This window comes from Paenibacillus soyae, from assembly GCF_024623455.1.
In the GTDB taxonomy this organism is placed as follows: domain Bacteria; phylum Bacillota; class Bacilli; order Paenibacillales; family Paenibacillaceae; genus Pristimantibacillus; species Pristimantibacillus soyae.
Genome location: NZ_JANIPJ010000003.1, coordinates 88,927 through 113,795, shown reverse-complemented (window position 1 = coordinate 113,795; position 24,869 = coordinate 88,927). Strand labels below are relative to the sequence as shown.

Here is a 24,869-nt window from a genome sequence, read left to right as displayed (position 1 = left end):
CCATTTTCAAGTGTCATGGTACACCTCGCAAATGAAAAAATCAAACAAAAATTTTGGCATTCTAACAAAAAGTATGATTTGTTTTGCGCAAATCGCTGTGCAATTTCGACTTTTTTCTCTATACTTGTACATAGGAGAGGGATAGAGGGGGGCGCTTGGAATGAAGCAGGCCATGTCGCTAGTCGCTATTATGTCGATTCTTGTTGCCGTTTCGACCTCCTGCGTTGTCCAGAGGGAAGAGGCGCAGGAGACGGAATCCAGGGTCATCGAGCTCACGCTGTGGCACAATTTCACCGGGGACGATCTGCGCGCGCAGACGATGCGGGACATCGTACGGGAGTATCAGGAAGCGAATACGAACATCAGCTTGTTCGTCGAAGCCATTCCTCCGGACGAGTACCGATCCCGCCTGATGGCCGCGGCTTTGAGGGGCGAGGTTCCGGACGTTTTTGTCATGTGGAGCGGGTCGATGACGAGGAAGCTGGCGGCGGCCGGGCTTATCGCGCCGATTAATCCGCTGCTTGAACAATATCCGGAATGGCGGGACGGCTTTCTGCCGAATTCTTTGGAAGCGTTCTCGGAGTGGGACTTTGTTTACGGAGCCCCCATGGGGCTGTCGCCGACGTCGATCTTGTATTACAACAAGGATATATTCGAGCGGAGCGGGATGAAGGTGCCGACGACATGGGGCGAGCTGCTGCACGTGATCCGTCATTTCAACGAGCAGGGAATTACCCCGATCGCGCTTGGCAATAAGGCGGGCTGGCTTGCTCAAGCCAGCATCTTCAGCTCGATTGCCGACCGGGTGACGGGAACGGAATGGTTCCTGCAGGCGGTAAGCCAGAACGGCGCCCGGTTCACCGACCCTCCATTCGTCGAAGCGCTGGCTTACATGCGGCAGCTCGGACAAGCCGGGGCATTCCAAGAGGACTACGAACGGATCGATAATGTCGAGATGGAGCTGCGCTTCGTAAGAGGAGAAGCCGCGATGATGATCGACGGCGGGTGGGCGCTCACGAATATGGCCGCGCATGCATCGGACGAAGAGCTTCGGAGCATGGGAGCGACCGTGCTTCCAGCGATCCCCGGCGGCCAAGGCCAGCCGAACACGCTGGCGGGCGTCGTCGGATCGGGAATGGCGCTTGGCGTGCGGGAAGAAGGCGCGAGGAAGGAGGCCGCTCTGCGGCTCATCTTCGCGATGTCAGGCCCCGACGCGCAGCGCCGAACGCTGGCGAGCAACCAGCTCGTCAGCTATAAGCTTGCGCTGGACAAAAGCATGGTGTCCCCGATCTTCGCGCAGGTGTACGATCTGGTGAACAGCGTTCGGCTGACGCCCGTCTACGACTCGATGTTAACGGCCGAAGGCGCGGAAGCGCTGAACCGCGGCCTTCGGGAGCTGTTGAAGGGCGGCGATCCCGCGGAGGTCGCGGAGAGCGTGCAGGAAGCGCATGCCGCCGCGCTTGCGGAGCTGAATGGATCACCTATTACAGACGGGAGTTAATCGATAATGATAAGCAATGAACAAGCGAAGCCGACGCCCGTTTATTTGCTTTCGGGCTTTCTAGGGAGCGGGAAGACGACGCTTCTCGGGAACCTGCTGAGCGAATGGAAGCGGCGCGGGCTGAAGCCGGCCGTTATTATGAACGAGCTGGGTGAAGTGAATTTGGACGGCGAGCTGGTTGATCGGGAGGTGCCGATGGCCGAGATGCTGGGGGGCTGCATTTGCTGCTCCATCCGAGGGGATCTTGGCGTAGAGATCGGCGCGCTCATAGCGGAGCATCGTCCTGACGCCATCGTGATCGAGTCGACGGGCGCGGCTAATCCGATGGAGACGCTGGACGGCGTGACGGACGCCTCCATGTACAAAACCGTCGATCTTCGAGCGGTGATCACCGTCGTCGACGGTCCTGAGCTGCTGGCGAGAAGCAGGTCCGGCAAAGGCAGGACGTTCAAGCTGATGAAGGAACAGATCCGATGCGGAACGCTGCTGCTCCTCAACAAGTGCGACAAGCTGGAGCCGGAGCAGCTCGTGGAGGCGCAGCAGCTGCTCCGGGAGTGGAACGGCCATGCCGATATCGTGCCCGTCGTGCGCTGCGAGCTGGACGATTGGCGCTGGCTGGAAGCGGAATCCGGCGACATCGAGGTTGGCTCGATCCGTCATGGCCGCGAACACGGTCATGAGGAGGACGGGCATGAGCATGAGCATTCTCATGGGCATGTCATGGCCGCGACCTACTATCTGGATGAGCCAGTGAACAGCGTGGCGTTCGAGGAGCTTCTGCGCGGTCTCCCGGACAACATCTACAGAGCCAAGGGCATCGTGTCATTCTCCGACATGTCGGCCGGCAGCCGCTATTTATTCCAATACGCATACAGAGAGTCCGATTTCATCCGAATCGAGCCGCAGGGCGAAGTGCTGGACGTGGCGGTATTTATCGGAGAGCACTTCTCCAAGGAATGGCTGGACGAGAGGATCGCTCTTCTCTTGTCGGAGTCATAATTTGTTGAATCATGTCTATCGGGATACGTGCATGGGAACAATATTCCAGAAGAGGAGAGCGCTGCATGTGCTGCTAACGGCTCTCCTCGGCATACAACTGCGATAGAAGGGTGAGTCAGCATATGTATAGGAAGAAGGCAAGAAGAGGCTTCCTCTTGGCTGCGGCTGCGGGTGTCGCGGCAGCATCGATCTGGCAGGCGGTACCGGTCAGCGCGGAGACGACGGCGCCTGCGGCGGCAGAGAAACAGGCTGCGAAGCAGGAGAGCGAGGACGGGCATCATGAACGTCATCGCATCCATATGTCGAAGGAGGACTTCGAGGCCTATCGCCTGAAGAAGCTTCAGGAGATGGCGGATTACTTCGGCATCCAGACGGAAGGAAAGTCGGCGCAGCAGCTCAAGGAAGAGCTGGCCGTGGCGAAGGAAGCGAACAAAGAGAAATGGGAAGCGTTCAAAGCGGAGCACCGGGCCAAGCGTCTGGAACATCTGCAGAAGATAGCCGAGAAGCACGGCATTAAGACGGACGGCAAGACGGAAGAGCAGCTGCGCGAGGAGCTTATGAAGGCGCACGGCGGCAAGGAGCAGCGCCGGTGGAAGATCCACCGCGAGCAGAAGCAGGACGGCGGCGCTACGCCGAAGGAGTCGCCGAACGCGGGTGCCGCCCCGGCACCAGCGCCGGCACCGGCTCAAGAGAAGCAGACGTAACCGAGCGAAGCGAAGGCATGACCGTACATCGAGTGGGTAGATTCGATGTACGGCCATGCCTTCTTTGGTTCATCTATATGGTCCAGCCCGAGTGAACGACGGCGCTGACGTACCAGCCGCCTTCATGCTCCTCCATAACGAGGATGAGGCTGGCCCAGTCCATGCCTTCGTTCTTCTCGTCGAAGCCATTGAAGTGGTAATCGACGATGTAGCTCTCCGGGTAGATGTCCTTAATATTCGGCGTCGTATTGCCGCTGCCGAGTATGGAGTCATCCCCGATTTCTTGCGGCTTCGCGTAGTCATGGTCGTATACGAACCGATCGTAATATTCCGCGAAGGTCAGCTCGATCGGCTCGCCGGAGCCATCGTAGTTGCCCCAGTTACGAACCGTCGCATCTTCCATGGATGGCAGCTTGCCGGCATTGAACCGGACGGCTTTCTCGGCGTCGATATGCACGTACGGAGAGAATCGGATGCCGTGTTCCGGATGCACAAGCTTGCCGAGCGTTGCCAAATCTTTGGTTTTCAGCGCCGATATGACGGCGTCGGCCGCTTCCTTCGGTTCGGCGTAAGGCTTGTCCGAATCGTTGTCGCCGCTGTTGTCTCCCGCTGCCGGGGACGGAGAAGCAGTCGGCGTCTGCGCGTTGCCGTCGTTCGTCTGGTTGCCGTTGCCGGCATTCCCGGATTGCCCGTCCGATCCGGCCGGGGTCTGCTGCTCCTGGGTCGGCTCTTTCGTATTATTCGCCGAATCGTTAGCGCATCCCGTGAATACGAGAACGGCGGCCATGCAGAGCAGCGTCATCATCTTTTTCATGCGGATCACTCCTGTTCGTTTCATAGTCATTACACCTAAGACGCAGGATCGGAGCGGAAAAGTTGCAGCCTCCAAGCTGATTTCCGCTACTTCCCATTACCCGATATTCTAGTATTGTGAACTAAAGTCCGATTTGTTATGATAATTACGTTCAGTAAAATTATTAACTAAACATTATCTAGGGAGGTCGAAGGTATCCCATGCCAACGATCAAAGACATCGCGCAGCAGGCGGGGGTATCTCCGGCGACCGTATCGCGCGTGCTTAACAACGACGCGACGTTAGCCGTCGGCGAGGAGACGAGGACGCGCGTCTTCGCGATCGCGGAGCAGCTCGGCTACAAGCCGGCCAGACTGAAGAAGCTGAAGCGTGAAGAGCAGCTATCCAGGAAGCAGATCGGCCTTCTCATGTGGTCGTCGCTTGAGGATGAGCGGGACGATCCGTATTTCGCCTCGATCCGCCGGGGGATCGAGCATCGCTGCGACGAGCTGGGGCTGACGATATCCAAGGTCCTCCGCGGAAGCGGCGGCGCCGAGCTTGGAACGGTGAATGAGCTGGATGGCCTGATCGTTGTCGGATCCATCGCTTCGGAAGACGTCGCGCAATTGTATTCCCGAACGGACCGCACCGTCTTCGTCAACAATGCGGATCAGCCCGCGAGCTGCGATTGCGTCTCGCTTCACTTCGAAGGGGGCGTGCGCGACGCTATTGCCCATCTGCTCGAGCAGGGGCATAAGCGGATCGCGTATATCGGCGGAGACGAAACCGTGCACCGGCTGGTGCCGGGACTTACGCCTATCGAAACGATCGATCCCCGAAGATCGGTATTTCGCAGGGAGATGACCGAACGCGGCCTGTACCATTCGGAGTACGACATTGCCTCCTACTGGGCGCCGGCGGGCGGGTATCAAGGGATGCTTCGTCTTCTCGAGGCTGGAGAGCGTCCGACCGCGGTGCTGATGGGCAGCGATCCGATGGCGGCGGGAGCGCTTCGCGCGCTTCAAGAGAATGGCGTGAACGTGCCGGAGGAGATGGCCATCATCGGCTTCGACGATATCGAAATTTCCGCCTATTTGCATCCGCCGCTTACGACGGTCCGCGCCCATACGGAATTAATGGGAAGAACGGCGGCGCAGCTGCTGCTGGAGCGGATCGAAGGGCGCGAAGCGGCCATGCACGTCAAGGTAAACACGAAGCTGATTGTTCGGGAGAGCAGCGGCGCAAATCTATCACATTCGAAATCGAATTAAGGGAGGCTGTTATCGATGGGTATTCAATTTCTGCAGGAAGGCTCCGTCTTCCATCTGCAATCCGGGAATACAAGCTACGTCATGAAGGTTACGGAGCAGGGGTATCTGGCGCATTTGTATTGGGGGAGAAAAATTACGGGCATCGGCGTGGAGCGTCTCCTCGAGATCAAAGGAAGGGCCTCGTTCTCGCCGACTCCGGACATGGATCAATTGGAGCTGTCGCTCGATACGCTGCCGCAGGAATATCCTTCTTACGGCGCGTCCGATTTCCGGACGCCGGCGGTTCAGGTTCAGCAGGCGAACGGATCGACGGTAACGGAGCTCCTGTACGACTCCTACCGGATCGTGTCCGGCAAGCCGGGACTCGCAGGACTGCCGGCCGTATACGCCGAGAGCGACGAGGAAGCCGAGACGCTCGAAATTACGCTGAAGGACGACATTGCCGGCTTGCAGGTTATCCTCTCGTACACGGTATTCCGGGATTCCGACGCGATCGCAAGATCCGCCAGGCTCGTGAATACGGGAGGCAGCCCGCTCAAAGTGCTCCGAGCGCTCAGCATGAGCCTCGACATGGCGGATGACCGCTACGAGCTGCTGCAGCTTTCCGGTTCGTGGGTGCGCGAGCGCCATATCCACCGCCGGGCGCTGGTTCCGGGCATGCAGTCGGTCGAGAGCCGCAGAGGCTCGAGCAGCCATGTCCAGAATCCGTTCATCGCGCTGCTGTCGGAAGGAGCGACGGAAGAGCATGGCACGGCATACGGCGTCAGCCTGGTCTACAGCGGCAGCTTCGCGGCGGGAGCCGAGGTCGATCAGTTCCACAGCGCCCGCGTGTTCGCCGGCATCAACCCGTTCGATTTCAGCTGGCTTCTTAGCCCGGGCGAGTCGTTCCAGACGCCGGAAGCCATTCTCGTGCACTCCGATCAAGGGATCGGCGGCATGTCCCGCACTTATCATGATTTGTACCGCTCCCGTCTATGCCGCGGAACGTTCCGCGATCAAGCAAGACCGATTCTGGTCAACAACTGGGAAGCGACCTACTTCAACTTCAACGCGGATAAGATCGAATCGATCGCCCGCGCGGGCAAGGAGCTCGGCATCGAGCTGTTCGTCCTCGACGACGGCTGGTTCGGCAAGCGCGACGACGATCGCACCTCCCTGGGCGATTGGTTCGTCGACCGCCGCAAGCTCCCGAACGGGCTCGAGGATCTCTTTGCCCGCGTTAAAAATCTCGGCATGGAGTTCGGTCTGTGGTTCGAGCCGGAGATGATCTCCCCGGACAGCGAGCTGTACCGCAATCATCCAGACTGGTGCCTGCATATCGAAGGCCGCAGAAGAACGCAGGCTCGTCAGCAGCTGATTCTCGATTTGTCCCGCGAGGACGTCCAGGAGTATATCGTTCGCACGGTTTCGGACATTCTGTCCAGCGCGCCGATTACGTATGTGAAATGGGATATGAACCGCAACATGACGGAGATCGGCTCCGCCTTGCTTCCTGCGGACCGTCAGAGAGAGACGGCGCACCGGTACATGCTCGGCCTGTACTCCGTTCTGGAGCGCATTACGACGGCCTTCCCGAACATACTGTTCGAGAGCTGCTCGGGCGGCGGCGGACGCTTCGATCCGGGCATGCTGTATTACATGCCGCAGACTTGGACAAGCGACAATTCCGACGCGATCTCCAGGCTGAAAATCCAATACGGCACCAGCATCGTCTACCCGGTCAGCACGATGGGAGCCCACGTATCCGCGGTGCCGAACCATCAGGTAGGACGCGTGACGTCGCTCGAGACAAGGGGCAACGTGGCGCTCTCCGGCAACTTCGGCTACGAGCTCGACCTGACCAAGTTCAGCGAGGAAGAAAACGCGGTCGTCAAGGAGCAGGTCGAGCTGTACAAGAGCATCCGCCATCTCGTGCAGTTCGGCGATTTCTACCGTATCCTGAGCCCGTTCGAGGGGAACGACACGGCATGGATGTTCGTCTCCAAGACGAAGGACGAGGCGTTCGTCGTCTACGTTCAGGTGCTGCAAGAGCCGCACGCGCGTCTTGGCCGCTTCAAGCTGCAAGGCTTGGCGCCGGATAAGCAATATGTCCTGGAAGGCTCGGACAGCGTGCCTTACGGAGGCGACGACCTCATGTACGCCGGCTTGCCGAAGCCGCAATTCTTCGGCGATTTCGCCAGCAAGATTTACCATTTCCGCGCCGTATAAGCGCGCGTGCCATACCGCGACAAGCATAAAGAAGCAGCAGCCTACCCGGCTGCTGCTTCTTTGCGAAATTGATAACCAATGACTGATTGCTATTGCAGAACCAAGCTGCTCTTCACTACGCGATAGCGACTCATCGTGTCGCTAATGCGCCGCAACCCGCCGTCGTCACTGGAGTAACGACACGACAGACCGCTACCGCTCAACCAAGCACTCTTCTCGAAGCGATAACGATCCTTGATGTCGCTAAAGCATCGCAACCCGCCGTCGTCACGAGAGTAACGACACGACAGATCGCTATAGCTTTCTTTCTCCTGTCAACGCTCCCTCAATAATCCAGAAGACGTCCGTGATCGTGCCACTGGCCGAACATTTTGTTCTCCCTCGTGTTCGCAATCAATCGCTCCAGCCGGCTGGCGAATAGTTCGGGCTGATCTTTAACGCTTTGGATCGTATCGATCCGGACTCTCTGGTACAAGGGCGGGAACGCTAGAAAAATTTTGTAAACCTGCGGATCCTGCTTCAGCCTCTGCTCAATAGCTTCATCCATCCGGAACGAAGCGGGGTCCATATCGGGAAGCGCCTCTCTGCCTTCTTCGCTCATGAGCCCCAGCTTCTCAAGGCGGCGGACGCGTTCTTTGTTAAGCTCGGTCCAATTGCTTCTTCTGCTTCTGGGCGACAATCTTTGGGCAAGGCCCGCCCCGGGCACGTTCTTCTTGACGCTGTCGATCCATCCGAAGCATAGAGCTTCTTCGACCGCGTCCAAATAAAGCAGCGTATCCGGGCTCGGCGTCATGCTGACGGCGACCCAACAGGATTTTGCGGTCTTTCCGTTCTCACGCAGCCACTCCCTCAGCACTTCCCTTGATTTTGCCTCCAGCAGGAAATTCTCGATTTCCATTAGGCCGTTGGCGACGCAGCCGCCTGATACCAGAACAGTGCGTAGTCGTTCATGGCGGATGCATGGCCGAGCTGACGGAGCATCGTGGATACATTGCCCCGGTGATAGGTGCCGTGATTGACGACATGCAGCACGATTTCCGACAGACGGGTTTGGCGGACGCCGGCGAATGGGTTATCCAGCAGGATGGTTTGCTCCAAGTCATCTTGGCTTTGGATCCAATCTCCGTATTGTCCGGCTAACTCTTCGAACATGACTGCGTACTCATCAATGGATCCAAGAATTCTCGTATTGAGCGCCATCGTGGCTTGGAAAGCCTCCGGCATGCCCGCGCCTGTCAGCACCAGATACCACATTCGATCCACAACATAAATATGGCTTAAGGCATGCGCCACGGTCGGGAACGAGCTGTTCACTTCTTGGCTCAGCGCCGGGGCCGGGAGCTCCTTGATTCTCCCTATAATCGTTTGGTTAGCCCATGCGTGGTATTTCAATAGTTCGGCCGGATGATTCGTCATTCGTATCGTCTCCTTTGATGTTGCGTTTGTTTTTTGACCCTGAAGCGATTATACGGACTCAACTATGACAACAGTCTGTCATACTTTTCTCTTGGGTTTCGCGGCAATTAAAAATAAGGCTTGCGCCTCACGTTACGTGAGGTGATACGCTATGAACCATAGAGGAAAGCCACGCATTAGGGGAGGAAAAGCTTATGGAAATCAAACCGTTTCTATCGTTAATCGGCAGGCACCGTCCGGCCAAATGGATCATCGCCGCAGCCGTCGTGCTGGGTCTGGGAGAGACCGTCTTGTCGTTGTTTATTCCGCTTCTGACCAAAAACGTCGTGGAGCAGCTGGCAGGCTCGGCGCTGGAAACCTTCACCATCGTCGCGCTGGGGGTTGTGTTTGCCTTGCAGACGGTCATGTCCGGCTTCTCCGTCTACACGATGTCCTATGTCGGGCAATTCATGATCGCCGGCATGCGCAAGGAGCTGTGGGAGCGGGTCCTGAAGCTGCCGGTGCCGTTCTTCGACCGCAGCTCGTCCGGGGAGACGATGAGCCGGGTAACGAACGACACAAACGTAATCAAAGATTTTATTATCAGCCATGTGATTTCGTTCGTGGGAGGCCTCGTTTCGATTGTGGGCGGCGTAATCATCCTGCTCTACATTGACTGGAAAATGACGCTGCTCATGTTCATCGCCGTACCCGCCGCCATGCTGGTGCTGTGGCCGCTCGGCAATCGGATGTTCAAGGTGTCGAAGGCGATGCAGGACGAGACGGCTTTGTTCCAAGGCGATCTCGGGAGGGTGCTGTCGGAGATTCGGCTGGTGAAAGCCTCGCTCGCGGAGCGCGTGGAGCTCGAGCAAGGAAAGGGGCGCGTATCGAGCTTGTTCCGATTCGGCTTGCAGGAAGCCAAGATCATGTCGGTCGTCACGCCGCTCATGATGACGGTTATGCTGCTCATTCTTGTGCTGCTTATCGGTTACGGAGGGGTTCGGGTCGCGCAGAACACGCTTTCGACCGGCGAGCTCGTCGCGATCATTCTGTACATGTTCCAGATCGTCATGCCGTTTACGCAGATGGCGTCCTTCTTTACGCAATTCCAGAAGGCGACGGGAGCGTCGCAGCGCATTATCGAGCTACTGGAGGAACGAGCGGAAGAGGTAGGAGCAGAGCTGCCGAGCGGCCTGTCTGGAGCGAGGGCAAAAGAGCCATTAGCCTTCGAAGGCGTAAGCTTCGCCTATTCGCCGGATAGACCGATTCTGCGAAATCTAACTTTCGCGGCTAAGCCGGGAGGCATGACGGCCATCGTAGGACCAAGCGGCACGGGCAAGACGACGCTTTTCTCTTTGATCGAGCGATTCTATGCGCCGACGGAAGGCGTGATTCGTTACGGGAACGAACCGATCGAGGGGATCGGGCTTGAGAGCTGGAGAGGCCGGATCGCTTATGTTTCCCAGGACAGCCCCATGATGGCCGGTACCATCCGGCATAACTTGACGTACGGTCTGGACGGGGCGGACCCCGCACGGATGGCGGAGGCGCTGTGGCAAGCGAACCTGTCGTCCTTCATCGAGTCGCTGCCCGAGGGCCTCGATACGGAAGTGGGAGAGAGGGGCGTTAAGCTGTCGGGAGGTCAGCGGCAGAGGCTGGCGATCGCGAGAGCGCTGCTGCGGAATCCGGACATTCTGCTGCTCGACGAGGCGACCGCCCATCTGGACAGCGGCTCGGAGAAGCTGGTGCAGGAAGCGCTGCAGGCGCTGATGCGGGACAGGACGACGCTTGTCATTGCGCATCGTCTGTCGACAATCAGCGCGGCGGATCAGATCCTAGTGCTCGAGAACGGCGGGATCACGGGGCAAGGCACGCACGCCGAGCTGCTGCAGTCGCACGAGCTGTACGCGAAGCTCGTTCGTCAGCAGTTCATCGAGCAGGATTCGGCGGTTACGGCATAGAGAAGGCGGCAATAAAAAAAGGGAGGCCTGCACCGGGTGCAGGCCTCCTTCTCATTACTCGAAAAAACCATTGAAAATAGCCGCGATTTCCTCTTGCTTATCCGAGATCGAGAACAATACGTAAGGACCGTTCCGGATAACCTGATAGTTTTCCGCAAGCTGGTATTGATCCTGCAAATAGTTCTCGAAGCTCTTCATGACCGTCTCGGCGCGGAACGCGAAGGCCGCGGCGGCCGTATCATACTCATCCTCCGATTTCAGCTTTATGACGGAGTATTCGCTGGCGGAAATCATGATCATTGCTTGCTTGAACACATATTCCTCCAGCATCGCGTCCGGTTCGATGCCTTGGTAGAACTCGGGGATTTGTTCCTTTTTGATGGTTGTCATCGACGGCATCTCGAGCTCTTCGGATAATCGGGCGACGATCTCATCGACGCTTGGTTCGCCCTCCGGAGCCGAAGACGGCTGTGTCGCGGCAGGCGTTGCCGTTGGCGCCGGCGTTGCAGTCGGTGTTGCCGCGGGCTCGGCCGTCGGCTCCGGGGTTGGAGAGACCGACGGCGCGGCTGTCGGTTTAGCGCTTGGTCTGACGCTGGCGGTTGGCTTCGCGCTTGCTGCCGGCTTAGCGGCAGGCTTGGCGCTAGGCTTCGTTGTAGCGGGCTTCGATGCTGAAGACTCCGCCGGCTCCGGCTTTTCGGTTTGCTCGGGTGCAGCGGAAGGCTGACTCGTCGGCTTGTCCGTCGGCTCCGACGTTATCCCGGATTCAGGAGCTTTGCTTGCTTCTATTGTAGGCGTTTCGGTTTCGGTCGCTATTTCAGTCGGTGAAGGAGAGGGAGTGACGGCTGCGCCTGAATCCAATTGGTCTTGTTTGCCGCTGCTGCAGGCTGTCACGGTCAATGCCGCGGCCAGCGCGAGTGCCGCAAGCTTGAGATGCGTTTTGGATTTTTGTGTCATGTTGAGCTCCTTTGGTCCATGCCGTTAATGGTATAGTAGTCACAAAGGTAGACGCTTGCCGGTGGACAAAAGTTGCGTATTTCTGGCAAGGAGGAGATTTGAATGTTCTCTTGGTTTCGAACGGGCGTTATCTTCTTGATCGTGTTATTCTTGACGCGGTTTGTGCCGTTTTCGGCTTTTTTCCGCAATGTGAATACGCTCGTCCATGAGCTGTCGCATGCCGCGGCGGCGCTGTTATTGCAGGGCAAGGTGATGGAAATTCATCTCTACGCGGATCAGAGCGGCGTGACGCTGACCCGGTTCTCGGAAGGCTGGATGCTCATCCCGATCGGACTGGCGGGCTATGCAGGAGCATCGTTATTCGCGGCGCTGCTGTTCGATTTGTACCGGCGGGAGCGACTGCGGACGGGCTTGTCGTTCATTGTCATCATGGCGGTGCTCGCGCTGGTGTTGTTCGTTCGCAACGGATACGGCATCGCTTGGTGCGCCGGCTTCTCCGTCGTGACCGCGCTGATCGCGTTTCTCGCCCCAAGATGGCTGCAGAAAGGCTATTACCTGCTTATCGCGTTTCTGTGCTTGGTCGAATCGGTCGTCTCGGCATTCGTGATCCTGTATCTATCCTTCACGAGTCCCGCGCAGGCGGGCGACGCCGCCAGCTTGAGCCAAACGACGATGCTGCCGGCCGCCGTTTGGGGACTGATGTTCGCGATCTTCTCGGTGTGGTGCGCTCGAATTGCTCTTAGTCGGCTGCTGGGAGGTAGAAGGCGGCGGGAGGTGCAAGCGGGACTGGAATGAGGAAGGAAGATCCGTCTAGAGGATTTGCCTTCTTCCTTCTTCCTTTACCGCATTTTCCGATAATGCCGGATTCAGGCGGCATCATTCGGGGTAAGGTAAAGATACAGCGTCCATAACGAGAGGAGCGATGAAGATGCAAAATACGAAAAAAATTGCGTTTCTGCTGGCGGAGGGCTTCGAGGATTCCGAAATGCAAAATCCATACGACGAGATGGTGAAGAACGGGCACGAGACCGTCATCATCGGGCTGCGGGCGGGGCAGGAGCTGAAGGGGAAAAACGGCACGGTTTCGTATACAACGCATCTATCGATTGATGAGGCAGACCCGAATGATTACGCCGCTATCATCATTCCGGGAGGCAGCTCTCCGAGCAAGCTGATGGACAATAAGAACGTGCAGCAATTCGTACAGGAGGCGGACGCGTCCTGCGTGACGATCGCGGCCATCTGCCACGGTCCGCAAGTGCTCGCCGCAGCCGGCATCCTGGAAGGCCGCACGCTGACCTCCTATCCGGGCATCGCCGGCGAGGTGGAGAGGGCGGGAGGACGATTCATCGACAAGAAAGTCGTCGTCGACCAGAACTTGATTACGTCCCGCACGCCGGAGGACGAGCCGGCATTCATTAGCGAGACGCTGGAGAAGATCGGCGTGAACGCCTGGTGACGGGCCAGCGTCAATCCGCTCCGACAGCGCGGCTGATGAGGGCGACAGAGAAGAGGCTGCTCCTGCGCAGATTCATTCTGCGGGGAACAGCCTCTTTCCTATGCGATGCGAGCTGAGGGACCTCATTAGACGAGCGGACCGGCTATACCGCCTGCAGGCCGGCTTGGTTCAGCAAATTCCACGGTTTGTTATAGTGCGGCTGGAAGAAGAAGTCGACGTAGCTTAGCTCCTCCATCGTCATGCCGTTCTGTATGCATACCGACAGCGTATTAATCGATTGCGTCAAGTCGACCTTCGACAGGACCTGCGCGCCTAGAATCCGGCCGGTCTCCGCGTCGTACACGACCTTGAGCGTAACCGGCTCGTGCGTCGGCATAAACTCGGGACGGTAGTTGTCTTCGATTGTGACTTTTTTCACATTCAAGCCTGCAGCAAGCGCGGCCGTTTCGGTCAAGCCCGTCGACGCGATGTTGTAGTCGTAAATTTTGATGCCCGACGTGCCTTGGGTGCCCCTATATTTGACGGTAGGTTCCATCAGATTCCGGGCAACCAGCGTACCCATTCTGACGGCGTTCGTAGCAAGAGGGATATAGGCATGCTCCCCGGTCGGATTGTAGTGAACGGCGCAGCTGTCGCCCGCGGCGAACACGTCCGGCTTGCTGGTGCGCATATATTCGTCTACCAGGATGGCGCCGTTCGGCAGCATATTCACTTGGCCTTTCAGCAGCTCGGTATTCGGCCGGAAGCCGATGCACAGGACGACGAGATCCGCCTCGTAATCGCCTTTGTCCGTAATCACTTTCGCGACGCGTCCTTCTTTGTCGCCTTCGAACGAAGTGACCGTTTGGCCGAGCTCAAGCTGGACGCCTTTTTCCTTGAAGGCTTGCTCCGTAACGCCGGTTATTTCCTGATCCAAATATTTGTACAGAATGCGGTCCATATTATCGATAAGCGTGACTTCCTTGCCCAGCATCTCGAACGCTTCGACAAGCTCGATTCCGATGTAGCCCGCGCCGATAACGGCGATGCGGCGGGCTTGCTTTGCTTTTTCGATGATGGCCTGCGCATGGTTATAATTTTTGCAGAGCACGACGTTCTCGAGCCCGATGCCGACCATCTTCGGAATAATCGGCCACGAGCCGGTCGTTACGACAAGCTTGTCGTAAGCCTGCGTCAGCTCTTCGCCGGTAACCAGGTTGCGGGCTCTCAGCGTCTTGGCTTCCGTGTCGACGGCGAGCACGTCATGCTTCATCAGCGTCGTGACGCCCAGCTCGGCAAGCCTCTCCGGCGACGAGTAGAACAGTCCCTGCGCGTCTTTAACGACGCCGCTCACATGAAGCGCGATGCCGCACGAGAGGAACGATATATTGTCGTTCCGTTCGAAGACGGTAATGCGAGCGTCAGGATATCGTTTTGCCATTTCCGTAATGGCAGCCGTACCTGCATGGGTACATCCGATAACAGCGATTTGGGTCGTCATTTGAATTCCTCCTTATGATTGGACCGAAGCTCAGCCCCTTGAAGGGAGGTGCCCTCGATCTACGTGAATGTTTTCACAAACTAATGTACTATGTGATTTCATTCACAATCTTTTGATGCTCTTATCATATGCGATCCGCTTGAAAAAGACAATGACGGATTTGTGACAAAATTCACAACCTATTCGAAACGTATCCGCTGCCTGCAAAATAAACAAACAGCCGGGCGGACATTCCGTCCGGCTGCATCAACGGGCAGCTGCTTAACCAGCCGCGATCGTCCATACCTGCCTAGCTATAAGAAGCGCGCTGACGCCGATGAAGAGAGGCCTGACGTAACGCGCGCCTTGCTTGATCGCCACCCGCGAGCCGACGAGGGAACCAAGCACCATCGCGGCTCCCATCAGCAAGCCGACGCCGTAGGAGATGGATCCGAGGAAGAAGAACGAGCCAAGGGCAAAGAGATTGCTCGTAAAATTAAGCAGCTTCGCATTCCCGGCAGCCTTCACGAAATCGAGCCCAAGAAGCAGGAACGCGAAGATGAGGAACGATCCTGTGCCCGGTCCGAAGAAGCCGTCGTACCCGCCAAGCAGAAGTGCCGCCGCGGCCATCGCGATCCAGCCCCTGCCGGACATGGCCTTCAGAGTGTTGACCTTTCCCCAGTCCTTGCGGAAGAGGGTGTAGACGGTCACGAGCAGCAGCATGGCGACAACGAGCGGGCGCAGCCAGTCCGAAGGAACGAGCTGCAGCAGCAGCGTGCCCGACACGGCGCCGATCGCCGCCAGCGGCACTAGCTTCCCCGACATCTTAAGGTCGATGTTGCCGGAGCGGAAGAAGGCGATCGTGCTCGTCAGCGACGACATCGTTCCGGCCAATTTATTGGTGCCGAGCGCGAGGTGGGGAGGCAGGCCTGCCGCAAGCAAAGCCGGCACGGAGATTAGTCCGCCCCCTCCGACGACGGAATCGACGAATGCCGCCAAGAATCCTCCGGCTATAATAATTAAGATCATCTCTGTGGTCCATTCGATGCTCATGCTGTCCATTACCGTCCTGTCCATGATGTCTGTTGACTGTTAGAATACTGCCGAGCCATCATACCTTATTTGACGGGTTCCCGCTAGAGGCATGAGGAATTTTCCAGTTAGGCAAGCTATAATCATATCAAGCCATGATGGATACAGGTAATGAAGGAGCGTGAAACGAGTGAATGCAGATATCGTGTTTCAAAATAAAACCGTGCTCATCACCGGTGCGGGAGCCGGGATCGGCCGCGCGCTGGCGCTGGCCTACGCCGCGCGGGATGCCCGCGTCGTGCTGGCGGACAAAAATCAGGAAGGGCTGCGGCGCACGGCCGAGCTGCTGCAAGAGCAAGGCTATGCCGCAGCGGCGAGCGTCCTGGCGGACATCAGCAATCCCGATGAGGTCGGAAAGCTGTTCCGCGAATTAGACGAGAAGGTTCAGTCGCTAAATATATTGATCAATAACGCCGGGTTCGGCATTTGGAAATCGCCGTACGACTTGGAGCTGGACGAGTGGGACAGCGTCGTGAACACGAATCTGCGCGGCACTTTCCTATGCTCGAGAGAGGGAGCCAAGCGGATGCGGGAGGGCGGCGGAGGGGCGATCGTCAATATCTCGTCTACCCGGGCACTGATGTCCGAGCCGAATTCGGAGGCCTATGCCGCGTCCAAAGGAGGCATTCTCGCCCTCACGCACGCCATGGCCGTCTCATTCGGGCCCGACCGCATTACGGTCAACGCGATATGCCCGGGCTGGATCGAGACAGGCGATTACGGCGCGCTGCGGGAAGCCGATCACAGCCAGCATCCGGCCGGGCGGGTCGGCAGGACGGATGACATTGTCAGAGCGTGCTTCTACCTGACGGATCCGGGGAATAGCTTCGTAACGGGCACCCATCTAACGGTGGACGGCGGCATGACGAGACGAATGATTTACGAGGAATGAATAGCAGCCCACATATGAAAGAAGACCGCACTGCCGTTACCCAGTGCGGTCTTCATTTTCATCTATATAAAGGCTAGCTGCCGGATTTCTTCAGCAACCTCTGCAACTGCTCTTCCACCAGCGCGCTGCGCTGCTCGTTCTTCTGGCTGGCCGCCGCGTCATAGCCGGCGTAACCGCCGCCGGATGTCTTCGAGAGCTCGCGCGCCGCTTCCCATTCCAGCACCTTCTGCTCGATCCGCTCGAAGCCTTTGGCAGCCGCGCTGCCTTGCAAATGCGGGGCCGCGCCATAGCCATGGCCTGCGCCCGAAGCCGCCGATTGGCGAACCCGCGCAATCAACTCCGTCCGTTTGCTTTGCAGACGAGTTTTCTCTTCCTTAAGAGACTCGACTTTCAGCTGCAGATCGATGACCGCTTGCTTAGCGAAGCCGCGCAGCTTATCCGTCTCTTCCGCCTGCTCCAGGTACAGCAGCTTGGCTTCGAGCGCGGTGCGCGCTTCCGCTTCGCGGCCTTCAGCCGCCGCCTGCTCCGCTTTGCCTTCGTAATGCAAAGCCTGAGCGTTCTGTTCGTCGAATTTGGAGCCAAGGATGCGCTCCTGCGCTTGCTGTGCGATAAGGGCGCGCTCCGTTTTTTCGATCTCTTCGTCCAAGTCCCTCAAATAGTGGTTCAGCATCATGACCGGATTTTCCATTTTGTCCAGCATTTCATTGGCCGCGGCCTTCGTCATATTCACAACTCGTTGTAGAATTCCCATTTCGCATTTCTCCTTTGGTTTTGTTTTATTTTTAGTAGTGGAAGTGAGTGAACGTCATATCGTTGTAAGGCGGCTTGGGCACGAACAGCGCCGCCGCGAAGTAAACCAGCAGGACCGCCCCGAAGCTGAAAAACGCCGAGATGATGAACAGCAGCCTTACTATGGTGGAGTCGATGCCCAGCCATTCCGCGATTCCTCCGCATACGCCCGCGATTTTGTTGTCCGTGTGGGATCTGAACAATTTTTTCATTGTCTTCTTCATCCTTTCTTGCAGCTCATCTATGTCTTTATTCTAAATGCGCCCGGCTTTTCGGGTAACGGTCCCCGGTCTATTCTTGAAGCTGGCCTTTAGGCGGGGCAGAGGTCGGGCGTATGGCGGAGGAGGCTTCTGCAAGGGGGTACAGACATAGACAAAGATAGAACCCCGAATATATAGCCCGCCTGGGACTTTCCGTCAGGCATGTTCGCCTGCGATAGTTCTTAGGGTACGGATGGATAGCTCGAAATGCTCTTGTCCGCACGGATGCCGGTTCGATATACTCGGATACGTCCGATGTTCTAGTAAATACATAAAAAGGAGTGTGTTGGCAGTTGAAGAAAAAAACAGCAGCGGCTCTCATTAGTTTGTCCATGTTGGCGAGCATGGGGACCGGCGCGTACGCCGCGACAAAGCTGGAGGAAATCAAGGCGTTTCTGAATCCTGAAATTAAGGTGAAGGTGGATGGCTCTCCCGTTCAATTAAGGGATGTGAATGGTAACGCCATTGCGCCGATCATGTACAACGAAGCCAATTATTTTCCGATTCGGGCGATATCCGATGCGCTTGGCGTAGCGGTTGACTATGATCAGGAAAGCAAAACGATAATTCTCGGCGAGAAGGTTGAAGGCATCTCCATAGTGGATGGCTTTAATGATACGTACCATACAAAAGATCCTAAACACACGACGTACATGGGCAAGGATTACAAGGAAGCGTTCTTCGACAACGGAAAGTCGAACCGCGGCAGCTCATTCCTCCTTTATCCGAACAAGGAATACCAGACGCTTTATCTGCAAATCGCGGCAGTCGGCGAAGACCTGACCGGTCTGGAGATCGAGGATGCGGAGGAGAATATTACCCTGAAGGAAGTCGAAGTGCTAAAGGTCGAGGACGGGCTTGTTACGCTCGAGGTAGACATTGGCGGAGTGGAGAGGCTCTATATTCACAGCGATGCCAAAGCGGGCGGAGCGGTGTTCGTTCCGCTGACGACTTCTTATTATAAATAAACATTAAAACAGACGGCCTCTGACGATTCAGAGGCCGTCTGTTTTATGGCTGATTTACGGGACCATGACTTCGATGTGGGCTTCGTAGATGCCGGGAGTGAGCGGGCTGAAATCGAATTCGACGGATTCGGCGTATTGCTGGTTCCGGTTCCGCTCGCGGATCAGCAGAGGCAGCGGTTCCTCGCCGGGCGGAGCGAACACGGCCGTCGCGCGGTATTGGCCGACCGGTACTTGGTCGATCCCGAAGCCGCCGGGGAAATTATAGCCGTAGCCGCTTACGGGATCGCCTTCTCTGCCGCCTGCTCCGAGCCTCGTAAGCGTGATTTTGACGTCGTTCTCGTAATAGCCGTTAACGAAGCTGTTAATGTCCATATACAGGTACAGATAGCCTGTCGCCGTATTGACGTCCATCGTAAAGTTTCGGACAGCGCCCGTATTGCCTGCAAAAGGCTGATCAATATCAGGGATCAGGTCAACCTCGAAGCTGCTCCCATCGATAACGACCGTATGCGAGCCGCCCATGTTCCAAGTCGTGGCGAGAAGCGGGAGCTCAATCCGGTAGAAGCCGTCTTCATCGGTTACCGCGTGAAGATTGCTGTTATAGAGGAGCTGGTTATCCGCGAACACCTCGGCGCCTTTGACCGGATGGCCCTCTTCGTCGACGACGCGGCCTTTCACGACATAAGGCTCGGCTTCGGCGTGGGAGGAGGCGCCGCTAATCCGGATGACATACACGTCGCCCTGGTTCGCGAACGAAACTTCATAGCCGCTGTTCTCCGCAACAAAGCGAAGCGGAATCATGGTCCTGCCGTTAACAAGCTGGGCGGGGACGTCCAGCTCCACCTGCCGGCCGTTCACGGAGGCAAATTTCCCGTTAATGGGCAGCTCGATCGACAGTCCGGTTTTGGTGCCCGTCGCCTTGCGAACGCCATCCTTGTCGACCCAATTCACGGTGAAGCCGAACGTCTCGAACAGCTTGCGGAAAGGGACGAGCGTCCTTCCGTTCTTCACGATCGGCGCCGCGTCTTCGAACGTCAATAGACTGTCTTCGAAATAAATATCGACGCGGGGCGTTTTCGCCGCGGTATAAGCGGCGGGAATGACAAGAATAAGCAATAATAACGCGCTGAGCGAGCAAACTAGGTAACGATGCATTTTCTTCAAAAGGGCACACCTCTACTTTCTTAGAATGGCCTCGGGCCTCTAGCGCTATTGGCCGCGAGTCAAATCCTGGAAAAGCTGCTCCAAAGCGAGGTTTAAGTATCGATAATAGGTAGCCGGCGACATGTTCCACTTCTTCGCGATGCGTTCGGCCGGCCTGATCTTCTCTAAGTAGGTGTCATGAAGCAGCTTGCCGTACAGCTCTTCCCGCTCATAGCCTTGGCATAGCCTTTGAATGGCCTCGCTTAAGGCTTTCTGCGCGGCGTAGCCCATATTGCCGTCCGATTCCGGGCTTGCCGTCCGGTGAGGAAACAACCTCGCGTACATCTGGGACAACTCCGATTTGCGAGGAAGGGCATGCCAATTTTTTAACAACAGCCTGAGGCTCGGAATTGCCTCTTCATCCGCCGGAACGTTCGAAGCGCTCTCGGCCATGCTCCGGTTGACGGCGCGGTCCATCTTCGTCACGAAATCCTCCTGCCGCAGATCGAGCGCGAACGCCCGGAATTCGATTCCGTCCTCCGTTGCCGCGTCGGCCCAAGGAAGGCGTTCGAAGCCGCACAGCTCGAACACGGGGAACCATTCCTGCAGACAGGTGAAGTCGAGTATCCACTCCGAACGGGAGAAATGGTTGATCAGCGCGGTGATGATATAGCCGCGAGTCTTGCTCTCCAAGTCGGGCTCGATGCCGATAAGCGAAAATAAATAAGCATTCGGAATAGGCTTCCACGCCGAGAAGAACGGAAGCAGCAGCGGTTCGGTTTGAAGCAAAGCGAGGGTTTTTCCCCGCAGCGGTATTTTCGAAAAAAACGCGATCATCCGGTCTTGCTTCCAAAGCGTGATGAATGAGGACGGCTCCGCCTGCCATAAGCTGCGCAGGAGCGAGACCATAGGCGGATCCGCGCTTAAGTCCGCAAAAGAATGGCGATGAAAGCGAATATAGAGCTCCTGGACCGCGGCCACGTCGGCTTCCCTGCACATGCGCAGCTCGACCTCGTCAAGATGCCCGGACGCGCAGATCGCGCGCACGACCGGCTGCTCGTGAAGGCTCATCTTATCAAGCTGCAGCTTGCTTCGCTGGGAGGGATTCAGCTGTTCTTCCAGCTGGAGCTGCTTCAGCGCTTTGCGTCTCATTTGCTCGTAAGCGACCGGCTTGCGCATGGTTAAATCCTCCAGCGCCCATGCTCTGACGGCATCATGGAGCATCCAGCCGTCTTCCGTCAGGGAAAGGAAGGGCAGCCCCGCGAATGCCCGGAACTCATCGCTGCCGGAGGGTTCGTTCAGAATCGCGGCTAGTCTCTCTTCATTAAAGCACCGATAGACCGAAGCCGCTTCGAGAAGGCGGTGAATGGCAGGGGAGTAGCCCCTTAGCAAATCCGCCATGAGCGTCGACAGAAGCTGGAAGCGATCCCCGCGCTCGGGTATTCCGGGGTTGTCGTTCCGAAGCATCGATTCCGCAGTTAGGGTCATGGCTAGAGGCACGCCGCCGGAGAAACGGTATAGATGGGCGTGAACCTGCTCATCCACTAACCCGCGCTCTTGCGCATATCGGCCTACATCGCTCGGATTCAGCTCGCGAAGCCGAAGCGAATGGGCCCGGGCCGCCCAAGAAGAACGAAGCCATCCGCCCGTTAAGGAATGGCGGCAGGCCGATACGACCCGAACCGGCTCCCGCAATGTCTCGAGCCATTGCAGGAACCGGTGCTCGATCGGCCGGAGCTGATCCAGCTCGTCGACGAGCAGGATGGGAGCATGGTTATCGGCGTTCGAGCGGCTGCCTGATTCGCCGGGTCCGGCGCTGCCTGAGCGAACGAGAAAGGCTTCTTCAAGCTGCCCGAACGTCTCTTCGGCTTGCCGCACGGCGCGGCTGCCGTCCAAATAGCCGACGCGCATTCCCGCGTTTGCGCATTCCATCCGGAATTGTCGCAGCAGCGCCGATTTTCCCATGCCGCCTTGCCCGTAAATATGAAGCCACTGCCAGGGCTCATCGCCTGCCGCGTAGCGGCGCAGCGCTTCTAGTTCCTCGGAACGGCCCACGAATAAGGTTCGTTGCGCGTTCGATAATTTTTCGCTTGCCGACATCCATCACCGACCCCTTTAGCATACGAATTATTTTCATTATATTCCATGGGATTTGACAGATATAGAAAATTTGAGAGGGTTTTGAGAGAGAACCGAGAGGACGCGCCAGTGAACGGAAGCAGATGCGGAAGCGGAGGCGTCAGAGGGCTCGTTCACGCTTGTCAAACTAGTCCGCATAAATGTCCAAGTCCCCTCATAGACATGTTATCAGCCAGTTAAAATTAAGGGTGCAGAGGGGATGATTACATGCGTCGCATGACATGGACCGCGGCAATTATTTTGTGCTTCACACTCGTCTTGTCCGCTTGCGGTACGACTAAGGACGCCGAGTCCGTGGTGAAGGAGCTCGACAAAGTAGTAAACAGCATGGAAAGCTATCAAGGAAGCGGCACGATGACGCTTCATACCGGCCAGCAGCCGCTGGAGTACAAGGTGGAAGTCGCTTATCAGAAGCCTTCGAATTACCGCATTAAGCTGACGAACGAAGAGAAGGACATTACCCAAATCGTGCTTCGCAACGACGAAGGCGTATTCGTGCTGACTCCGAAGCTGAACAAGGTATTCCGGTTCCAAAGCGACTGGCCGCAAAACCAAGGACAGGTGTACTTGTATCAAACCTTGATTCAAAGCATCATCGTGGACGGCTCCAGAAATTTCGCGGTGGACGAAGAGGCGTACGTGTTCGACGTCATGGCGAATTACAATAACGGTTCCCTTGCCCGCCAGAAAATTTGGCTCGACAAAGAGGACCTTAGCCCGGTGCAGGTGGAAGTCAGCGATACGAACGCTTCCGTCATGGTGGACGTGAAGTTCGATTCGTTCACGTTCAACCAGAAGTTCGACAAGAGCGTATTCGAAACGCAAGCGAACATGGCGGCTTCTCCTCCTGCTTCCGGCGAGCAAACCGAGCCGTCCGAAGACAACGCGGACCAGCCGACGCTCGGCACGCCAGAGCAAACCGACGAAGCCGCGGCGCCAGGCGACGACGCCGTAGAAGAAGACGGAGCGGAGAACGGCAGCGAAGAGGAAGAAGTGAGCAATCCGGACGAAGAAACTTCGGCTGGAGCGGAAGGCGAAGCAGCGGCCGAATTCCTCGCGATGGAGCCGTCCTACTTGCCGGAAGGCGTGGCGGAGCTGGATAGCCAGGATATCGTATACGGCGGCAATAAAGGCATGATTACCCGCTATACGGGAACGTACAGCTACACGCTCATCCAGACGATGCCGAAGGATATGGCGTCCTCGCTTGTACCGGGCACGATGGTGAGCCTTGGCCATACGATGGGCGAGATGACGACGAGCGAAGACGACACGCTGAAGACGCTGACGTGGACATACGAAGGCCATCTGTTCCGCTTGACGTCCACCGACCTGCCGGAGACCGAAATGATCAAGGTCGCGCAGTCGGTGCAGGGCGAGATGGATAAGTAAGCAAGCAAGTCCGGCCTGGCGCGGTCTCCGATTTTCCAAGAGCTGCTAGCCGATTCCGGCCCGCAATTCATTGACAGTCCCAGCAGCAGGGTTTAACATTGTTTTTATGAGATTTGCTGCTCGGACTGTCAGGGTTGTGTAAGCGGAGAGAAGGTGTAGGAGTTGGAGGAATTTAATCGCCCGACATGGGCCGAAATAGACTTGGACGCGCTTCGTCATAATCTTGGCGCCATTCGCGATTCGCTGCCGGAAGGCTGCCTGCTAATGGCATCGGTGAAAGCGAACGCGTATGGACACGGCGCGGTAGAAATAGCGGAGGCGGCTGAGCGCTTCGGCGTAGATTACTTGGGGGTCGCGTTTCTCGACGAGGCGCTCCAGCTGCGCGGAGCGGGCATTCAGTCGCCTATTCTTGTGCTCGGCTACGTGCCGGCGGAGGCGCTCGAGCTTGCGAGGGAGCAGCGGATCACGATCAGCTTGTTCCGCGAGGATATCCGGGAAGCGGCCGCGAAGCTGCCGGCTCATCCGGACGGGCTGAAGCTCAAGGCGCATGTGAAGGTGGATACCGGAATGGGACGTCTCGGGGTGCTGGGTCACGACGAGGCGCTTGCTTTTATCGGGCGTTCTCTCGGTACGCCGCAGCTCGAGGTCGAAGGGCTGTTCACGCATTATGCCAAAGCGGACGAGAGGGACAAAACATATACGAAGCTGCAGTACGATCGATTCCGTCAGTTGGCCGAGGCCGTGGAAGCGCGCGGCTGGACGATCCCGATCATCCATGCGGCCAATAGCGCCGCCGGCATGGATACGCCGGAAATGGCGGGCAATATGGTGCGTCTCGGCATCGCGATGTACGGCTTGTATCCATCGGACGAAGTGAATAAGGACTCCATCAAGCTTCGGCCGGTTCTGTCGCTCAAGACGCGGGTCGTATGGACGAAGACGGCGCCAGCCGGATGGGGCATCAGCTACGGAACGCGATACGTAACGTCGGAAGACGAGACGATCGGCACGCTGCCGATCGGTTACGCCGACGGCTTCAGCCGGATGCTGACAGGCAAGGCGCATGGACTCGTGCGCGGCGTGAAGGCGCCGATCCGGGGCACGATCTGCATGGACCAATGCATGATTGCGCTGGACGGCGTGCAGCAAGCGGCGGGAGGCGCGTCCGTCGAGACGGGAGCAGAGGTCGTGCTGATCGGCCGCCAAGGGGAAGCCGAGATTACGGCCGAGGAAGTGGCCGAACAGCTGGGCACCATTCCTTATGAGGTGACATGCATGCTGGCGGCGCGCGTGCCCCGGCTGTACGTCGAAGGCGGCGAAGTCAAGAAAACGAGCAATCCGCTCGTTCGATGAATCGATTCTTCCCGGCTGGTAATAATTCCATTATGCCGAATTACGGATTCGAGCAGGGAATTGCCGTCCGGAGAGCGAATATAGTAAGCAGTTATCTTTGAATTCGTGCATGCGAAGCATATAGCATATCTGATATA

At 57.3% G+C, this 24,869-nt stretch carries 22 protein-coding genes; 12 read left to right on the top strand and 10 right to left on the bottom strand.

What is annotated here, in order from left to right; genetic code table 11:
* Positions 1 to 160: 160 nt before the first annotated feature.
* From NQZ67_RS05680 to NQZ67_RS05670, 3 genes are all read left to right on the top strand, one after another.
* The gene (locus NQZ67_RS05680; RefSeq protein ID WP_257443590.1) at positions 161 to 1,501 is read left to right on the top strand and encodes an extracellular solute-binding protein; all 1,341 of its coding nucleotides are present in this window, start codon (positions 161 to 163) and stop codon (positions 1,499 to 1,501) included.
* 6 nt (positions 1,502 to 1,507) lie between these two features.
* Positions 1,508 to 2,500: a CobW family GTP-binding protein gene (locus NQZ67_RS05675; protein WP_257443588.1), complete on the top strand. Its 993-nt coding sequence runs from the start codon at positions 1,508 to 1,510 to the stop codon at positions 2,498 to 2,500.
* Between the two features lie 122 nt (positions 2,501 to 2,622).
* Entirely contained in the window at positions 2,623 to 3,204 is a 582-nt protein-coding gene (locus NQZ67_RS05670) for a hypothetical protein (RefSeq protein ID WP_257443586.1), read from the top strand.
* A gap of 73 nt (positions 3,205 to 3,277) precedes the next feature.
* Here NQZ67_RS05670 and NQZ67_RS05665 read toward each other — a convergent pair whose 3' ends face one another.
* Complete coding sequence (locus NQZ67_RS05665) at positions 3,278 to 4,018, bottom strand: hypothetical protein (RefSeq protein WP_257443584.1); 741 nt, start codon at positions 4,016 to 4,018, stop codon at positions 3,278 to 3,280.
* A 200-nt stretch (positions 4,019 to 4,218) separates the two neighbouring features.
* Here NQZ67_RS05665 and NQZ67_RS05660 point away from each other — a divergent pair, with 200 nt between their 5' ends.
* Complete coding sequence (locus NQZ67_RS05660; RefSeq protein ID WP_257443582.1) at positions 4,219 to 5,268, top strand: LacI family DNA-binding transcriptional regulator; 1,050 nt, start codon at positions 4,219 to 4,221, stop codon at positions 5,266 to 5,268.
* Positions 5,269 to 5,283: 15 nt separating this feature from the next.
* Positions 5,284 to 7,476: an alpha-galactosidase gene (locus tag NQZ67_RS05655; protein WP_257443580.1), complete on the top strand. Its 2,193-nt coding sequence runs from the start codon at positions 5,284 to 5,286 to the stop codon at positions 7,474 to 7,476.
* Between the two features lie 325 nt (positions 7,477 to 7,801).
* Here the strand turns inward: NQZ67_RS05655 and NQZ67_RS05650 are convergent, their stop codons facing one another.
* Both NQZ67_RS05650 and NQZ67_RS05645 read right to left on the bottom strand, forming a co-directional pair.
* Positions 7,802 to 8,374 carry a YdeI/OmpD-associated family protein gene (locus tag NQZ67_RS05650; RefSeq protein ID WP_257443579.1) on the bottom strand — a complete coding sequence of 191 codons (573 nt, stop codon included), beginning with the start codon at positions 8,372 to 8,374 and terminating at the stop codon, positions 7,802 to 7,804.
* Positions 8,374 to 8,892, bottom strand: a complete 519-nt coding sequence (locus tag NQZ67_RS05645; protein WP_257443577.1) for a DinB family protein — start codon at positions 8,890 to 8,892, stop codon at positions 8,374 to 8,376. Before NQZ67_RS05645 ends, NQZ67_RS05650 begins: the two co-directional genes overlap by 1 nt.
* 194 nt (positions 8,893 to 9,086) lie before the next feature.
* Between NQZ67_RS05645 and NQZ67_RS05640 the strand changes: the two genes are divergently transcribed.
* On the top strand, positions 9,087 to 10,832 hold the full coding sequence (locus NQZ67_RS05640) for an ABC transporter ATP-binding protein (RefSeq protein WP_257443576.1): 1,746 nt from the start codon (positions 9,087 to 9,089) through the stop codon (positions 10,830 to 10,832).
* Between the two features lie 54 nt (positions 10,833 to 10,886).
* On the opposite strand, the gene NQZ67_RS05635 is transcribed toward NQZ67_RS05640, so the two are convergent.
* Positions 10,887 to 11,786, bottom strand: a complete 900-nt coding sequence (locus NQZ67_RS05635) for a DUF4358 domain-containing protein (protein ID WP_257443574.1) — start codon at positions 11,784 to 11,786, stop codon at positions 10,887 to 10,889.
* Positions 11,787 to 11,888: 102 nt separating this feature from the next.
* Here NQZ67_RS05635 and NQZ67_RS05630 point away from each other — a divergent pair, with 102 nt between their 5' ends.
* Positions 11,889 to 12,581, top strand: coding sequence for a M50 family metallopeptidase (locus NQZ67_RS05630; protein ID WP_257443572.1), 693 nt, complete (start codon positions 11,889 to 11,891; stop codon positions 12,579 to 12,581).
* A gap of 133 nt (positions 12,582 to 12,714) precedes the next feature.
* Positions 12,715 to 13,245 (top strand): type 1 glutamine amidotransferase domain-containing protein, encoded by a 531-nt coding sequence (locus NQZ67_RS05625; protein WP_371825271.1) that lies wholly within the window; start codon positions 12,715 to 12,717, stop codon positions 13,243 to 13,245.
* 142 nt (positions 13,246 to 13,387) lie between these two features.
* On the opposite strand, the gene NQZ67_RS05620 is transcribed toward NQZ67_RS05625, so the two are convergent.
* Both NQZ67_RS05620 and NQZ67_RS05615 read right to left on the bottom strand, forming a co-directional pair.
* Positions 13,388 to 14,725 carry an FAD-dependent oxidoreductase gene (locus NQZ67_RS05620; protein ID WP_257443569.1) on the bottom strand — a complete coding sequence of 446 codons (1,338 nt, stop codon included), beginning with the start codon at positions 14,723 to 14,725 and terminating at the stop codon, positions 13,388 to 13,390.
* A gap of 261 nt (positions 14,726 to 14,986) precedes the next feature.
* Positions 14,987 to 15,766: a sulfite exporter TauE/SafE family protein gene (locus tag NQZ67_RS05615; RefSeq protein ID WP_257444060.1), complete on the bottom strand. Its 780-nt coding sequence runs from the start codon at positions 15,764 to 15,766 to the stop codon at positions 14,987 to 14,989.
* 160 nt (positions 15,767 to 15,926) lie between these two features.
* Between NQZ67_RS05615 and NQZ67_RS05610 the strand changes: the two genes are divergently transcribed.
* Positions 15,927 to 16,688, top strand: coding sequence for an SDR family NAD(P)-dependent oxidoreductase (locus NQZ67_RS05610; protein WP_371825270.1), 762 nt, complete (start codon positions 15,927 to 15,929; stop codon positions 16,686 to 16,688).
* Between the two features lie 73 nt (positions 16,689 to 16,761).
* Here NQZ67_RS05610 and NQZ67_RS05605 read toward each other — a convergent pair whose 3' ends face one another.
* Both NQZ67_RS05605 and NQZ67_RS05600 read right to left on the bottom strand, forming a co-directional pair.
* Entirely contained in the window at positions 16,762 to 17,439 is a 678-nt protein-coding gene (locus NQZ67_RS05605; protein WP_257443568.1) for a PspA/IM30 family protein, read from the bottom strand.
* Positions 17,440 to 17,470: 31 nt separating this feature from the next.
* The gene (locus NQZ67_RS05600; protein WP_257443566.1) at positions 17,471 to 17,689 is read right to left on the bottom strand and encodes a PspC domain-containing protein; all 219 of its coding nucleotides are present in this window, start codon (positions 17,687 to 17,689) and stop codon (positions 17,471 to 17,473) included.
* Positions 17,690 to 18,030: 341 nt separating this feature from the next.
* Between NQZ67_RS05600 and NQZ67_RS05595 the strand changes: the two genes are divergently transcribed.
* Positions 18,031 to 18,705 (top strand): stalk domain-containing protein, encoded by a 675-nt coding sequence (locus NQZ67_RS05595; RefSeq protein WP_257443565.1) that lies wholly within the window; start codon positions 18,031 to 18,033, stop codon positions 18,703 to 18,705.
* A gap of 54 nt (positions 18,706 to 18,759) precedes the next feature.
* On the opposite strand, the gene NQZ67_RS05590 is transcribed toward NQZ67_RS05595, so the two are convergent.
* Entirely contained in the window at positions 18,760 to 19,860 is a 1,101-nt protein-coding gene (locus NQZ67_RS05590; RefSeq protein ID WP_257444057.1) for a stalk domain-containing protein, read from the bottom strand.
* Between the two features lie 54 nt (positions 19,861 to 19,914).
* Positions 19,915 to 21,948 carry an ATP-binding protein gene (locus tag NQZ67_RS05585; protein ID WP_257443563.1) on the bottom strand — a complete coding sequence of 678 codons (2,034 nt, stop codon included), beginning with the start codon at positions 21,946 to 21,948 and terminating at the stop codon, positions 19,915 to 19,917.
* Between the two features lie 246 nt (positions 21,949 to 22,194).
* Here NQZ67_RS05585 and NQZ67_RS05580 point away from each other — a divergent pair, with 246 nt between their 5' ends.
* Together NQZ67_RS05580 and alr are read left to right on the top strand one after the other, a co-directional pair.
* Positions 22,195 to 23,379: a LolA family protein gene (locus NQZ67_RS05580; protein ID WP_257443561.1), complete on the top strand. Its 1,185-nt coding sequence runs from the start codon at positions 22,195 to 22,197 to the stop codon at positions 23,377 to 23,379.
* A 162-nt stretch (positions 23,380 to 23,541) separates the two neighbouring features.
* Entirely contained in the window at positions 23,542 to 24,732 is a 1,191-nt protein-coding gene (alr, locus tag NQZ67_RS05575) for an alanine racemase (protein WP_257443560.1), read from the top strand.
* The last annotated feature ends 137 nt before the right edge of the window (positions 24,733 to 24,869 follow it).

Bases quoted from the DNA above. Each gene is read 5' to 3' on its own strand.
- NQZ67_RS05680 (WP_257443590.1), top strand. From the start codon at position 161: ATGAAGCAGGCCATGTCGCTAGTCGCTATTATGTCGATTCTTGTTGCC.
- NQZ67_RS05675 (WP_257443588.1), top strand. From the start codon at position 1,508: ATGATAAGCAATGAACAAGCGAAGCCGACGCCCGTTTATTTGCTTTCG.
- NQZ67_RS05670 (WP_257443586.1), top strand. From the start codon at position 2,623: ATGTATAGGAAGAAGGCAAGAAGAGGCTTCCTCTTGGCTGCGGCTGCG.
- NQZ67_RS05665 (WP_257443584.1), bottom strand. From the start codon at position 4,018: ATGAAAAAGATGATGACGCTGCTCTGCATGGCCGCCGTTCTCGTATTC.
- NQZ67_RS05660 (WP_257443582.1), top strand. From the start codon at position 4,219: ATGCCAACGATCAAAGACATCGCGCAGCAGGCGGGGGTATCTCCGGCG.
- NQZ67_RS05655 (WP_257443580.1), top strand. From the start codon at position 5,284: ATGGGTATTCAATTTCTGCAGGAAGGCTCCGTCTTCCATCTGCAATCC.
- NQZ67_RS05650 (WP_257443579.1), bottom strand. From the start codon at position 8,374: ATGGAAATCGAGAATTTCCTGCTGGAGGCAAAATCAAGGGAAGTGCTG.
- NQZ67_RS05645 (WP_257443577.1), bottom strand. From the start codon at position 8,892: ATGACGAATCATCCGGCCGAACTATTGAAATACCACGCATGGGCTAAC.
- NQZ67_RS05640 (WP_257443576.1), top strand. From the start codon at position 9,087: ATGGAAATCAAACCGTTTCTATCGTTAATCGGCAGGCACCGTCCGGCC.
- NQZ67_RS05635 (WP_257443574.1), bottom strand. From the start codon at position 11,786: ATGACACAAAAATCCAAAACGCATCTCAAGCTTGCGGCACTCGCGCTG.
- NQZ67_RS05630 (WP_257443572.1), top strand. From the start codon at position 11,889: ATGTTCTCTTGGTTTCGAACGGGCGTTATCTTCTTGATCGTGTTATTC.
- NQZ67_RS05625 (WP_371825271.1), top strand. From the start codon at position 12,715: ATGCAAAATACGAAAAAAATTGCGTTTCTGCTGGCGGAGGGCTTCGAG.
- NQZ67_RS05620 (WP_257443569.1), bottom strand. From the start codon at position 14,725: ATGACGACCCAAATCGCTGTTATCGGATGTACCCATGCAGGTACGGCT.
- NQZ67_RS05615 (WP_257444060.1), bottom strand. From the start codon at position 15,766: ATGGACAGCATGAGCATCGAATGGACCACAGAGATGATCTTAATTATT.
- NQZ67_RS05605 (WP_257443568.1), bottom strand. From the start codon at position 17,439: ATGGGAATTCTACAACGAGTTGTGAATATGACGAAGGCCGCGGCCAAT.
- NQZ67_RS05600 (WP_257443566.1), bottom strand. From the start codon at position 17,689: ATGAAAAAATTGTTCAGATCCCACACGGACAACAAAATCGCGGGCGTA.
- NQZ67_RS05590 (WP_257444057.1), bottom strand. From the start codon at position 19,860: ATGCATCGTTACCTAGTTTGCTCGCTCAGCGCGTTATTATTGCTTATT.
- NQZ67_RS05585 (WP_257443563.1), bottom strand. From the start codon at position 21,948: ATGTCGGCAAGCGAAAAATTATCGAACGCGCAACGAACCTTATTCGTG.
- NQZ67_RS05580 (WP_257443561.1), top strand. From the start codon at position 22,195: ATGCGTCGCATGACATGGACCGCGGCAATTATTTTGTGCTTCACACTC.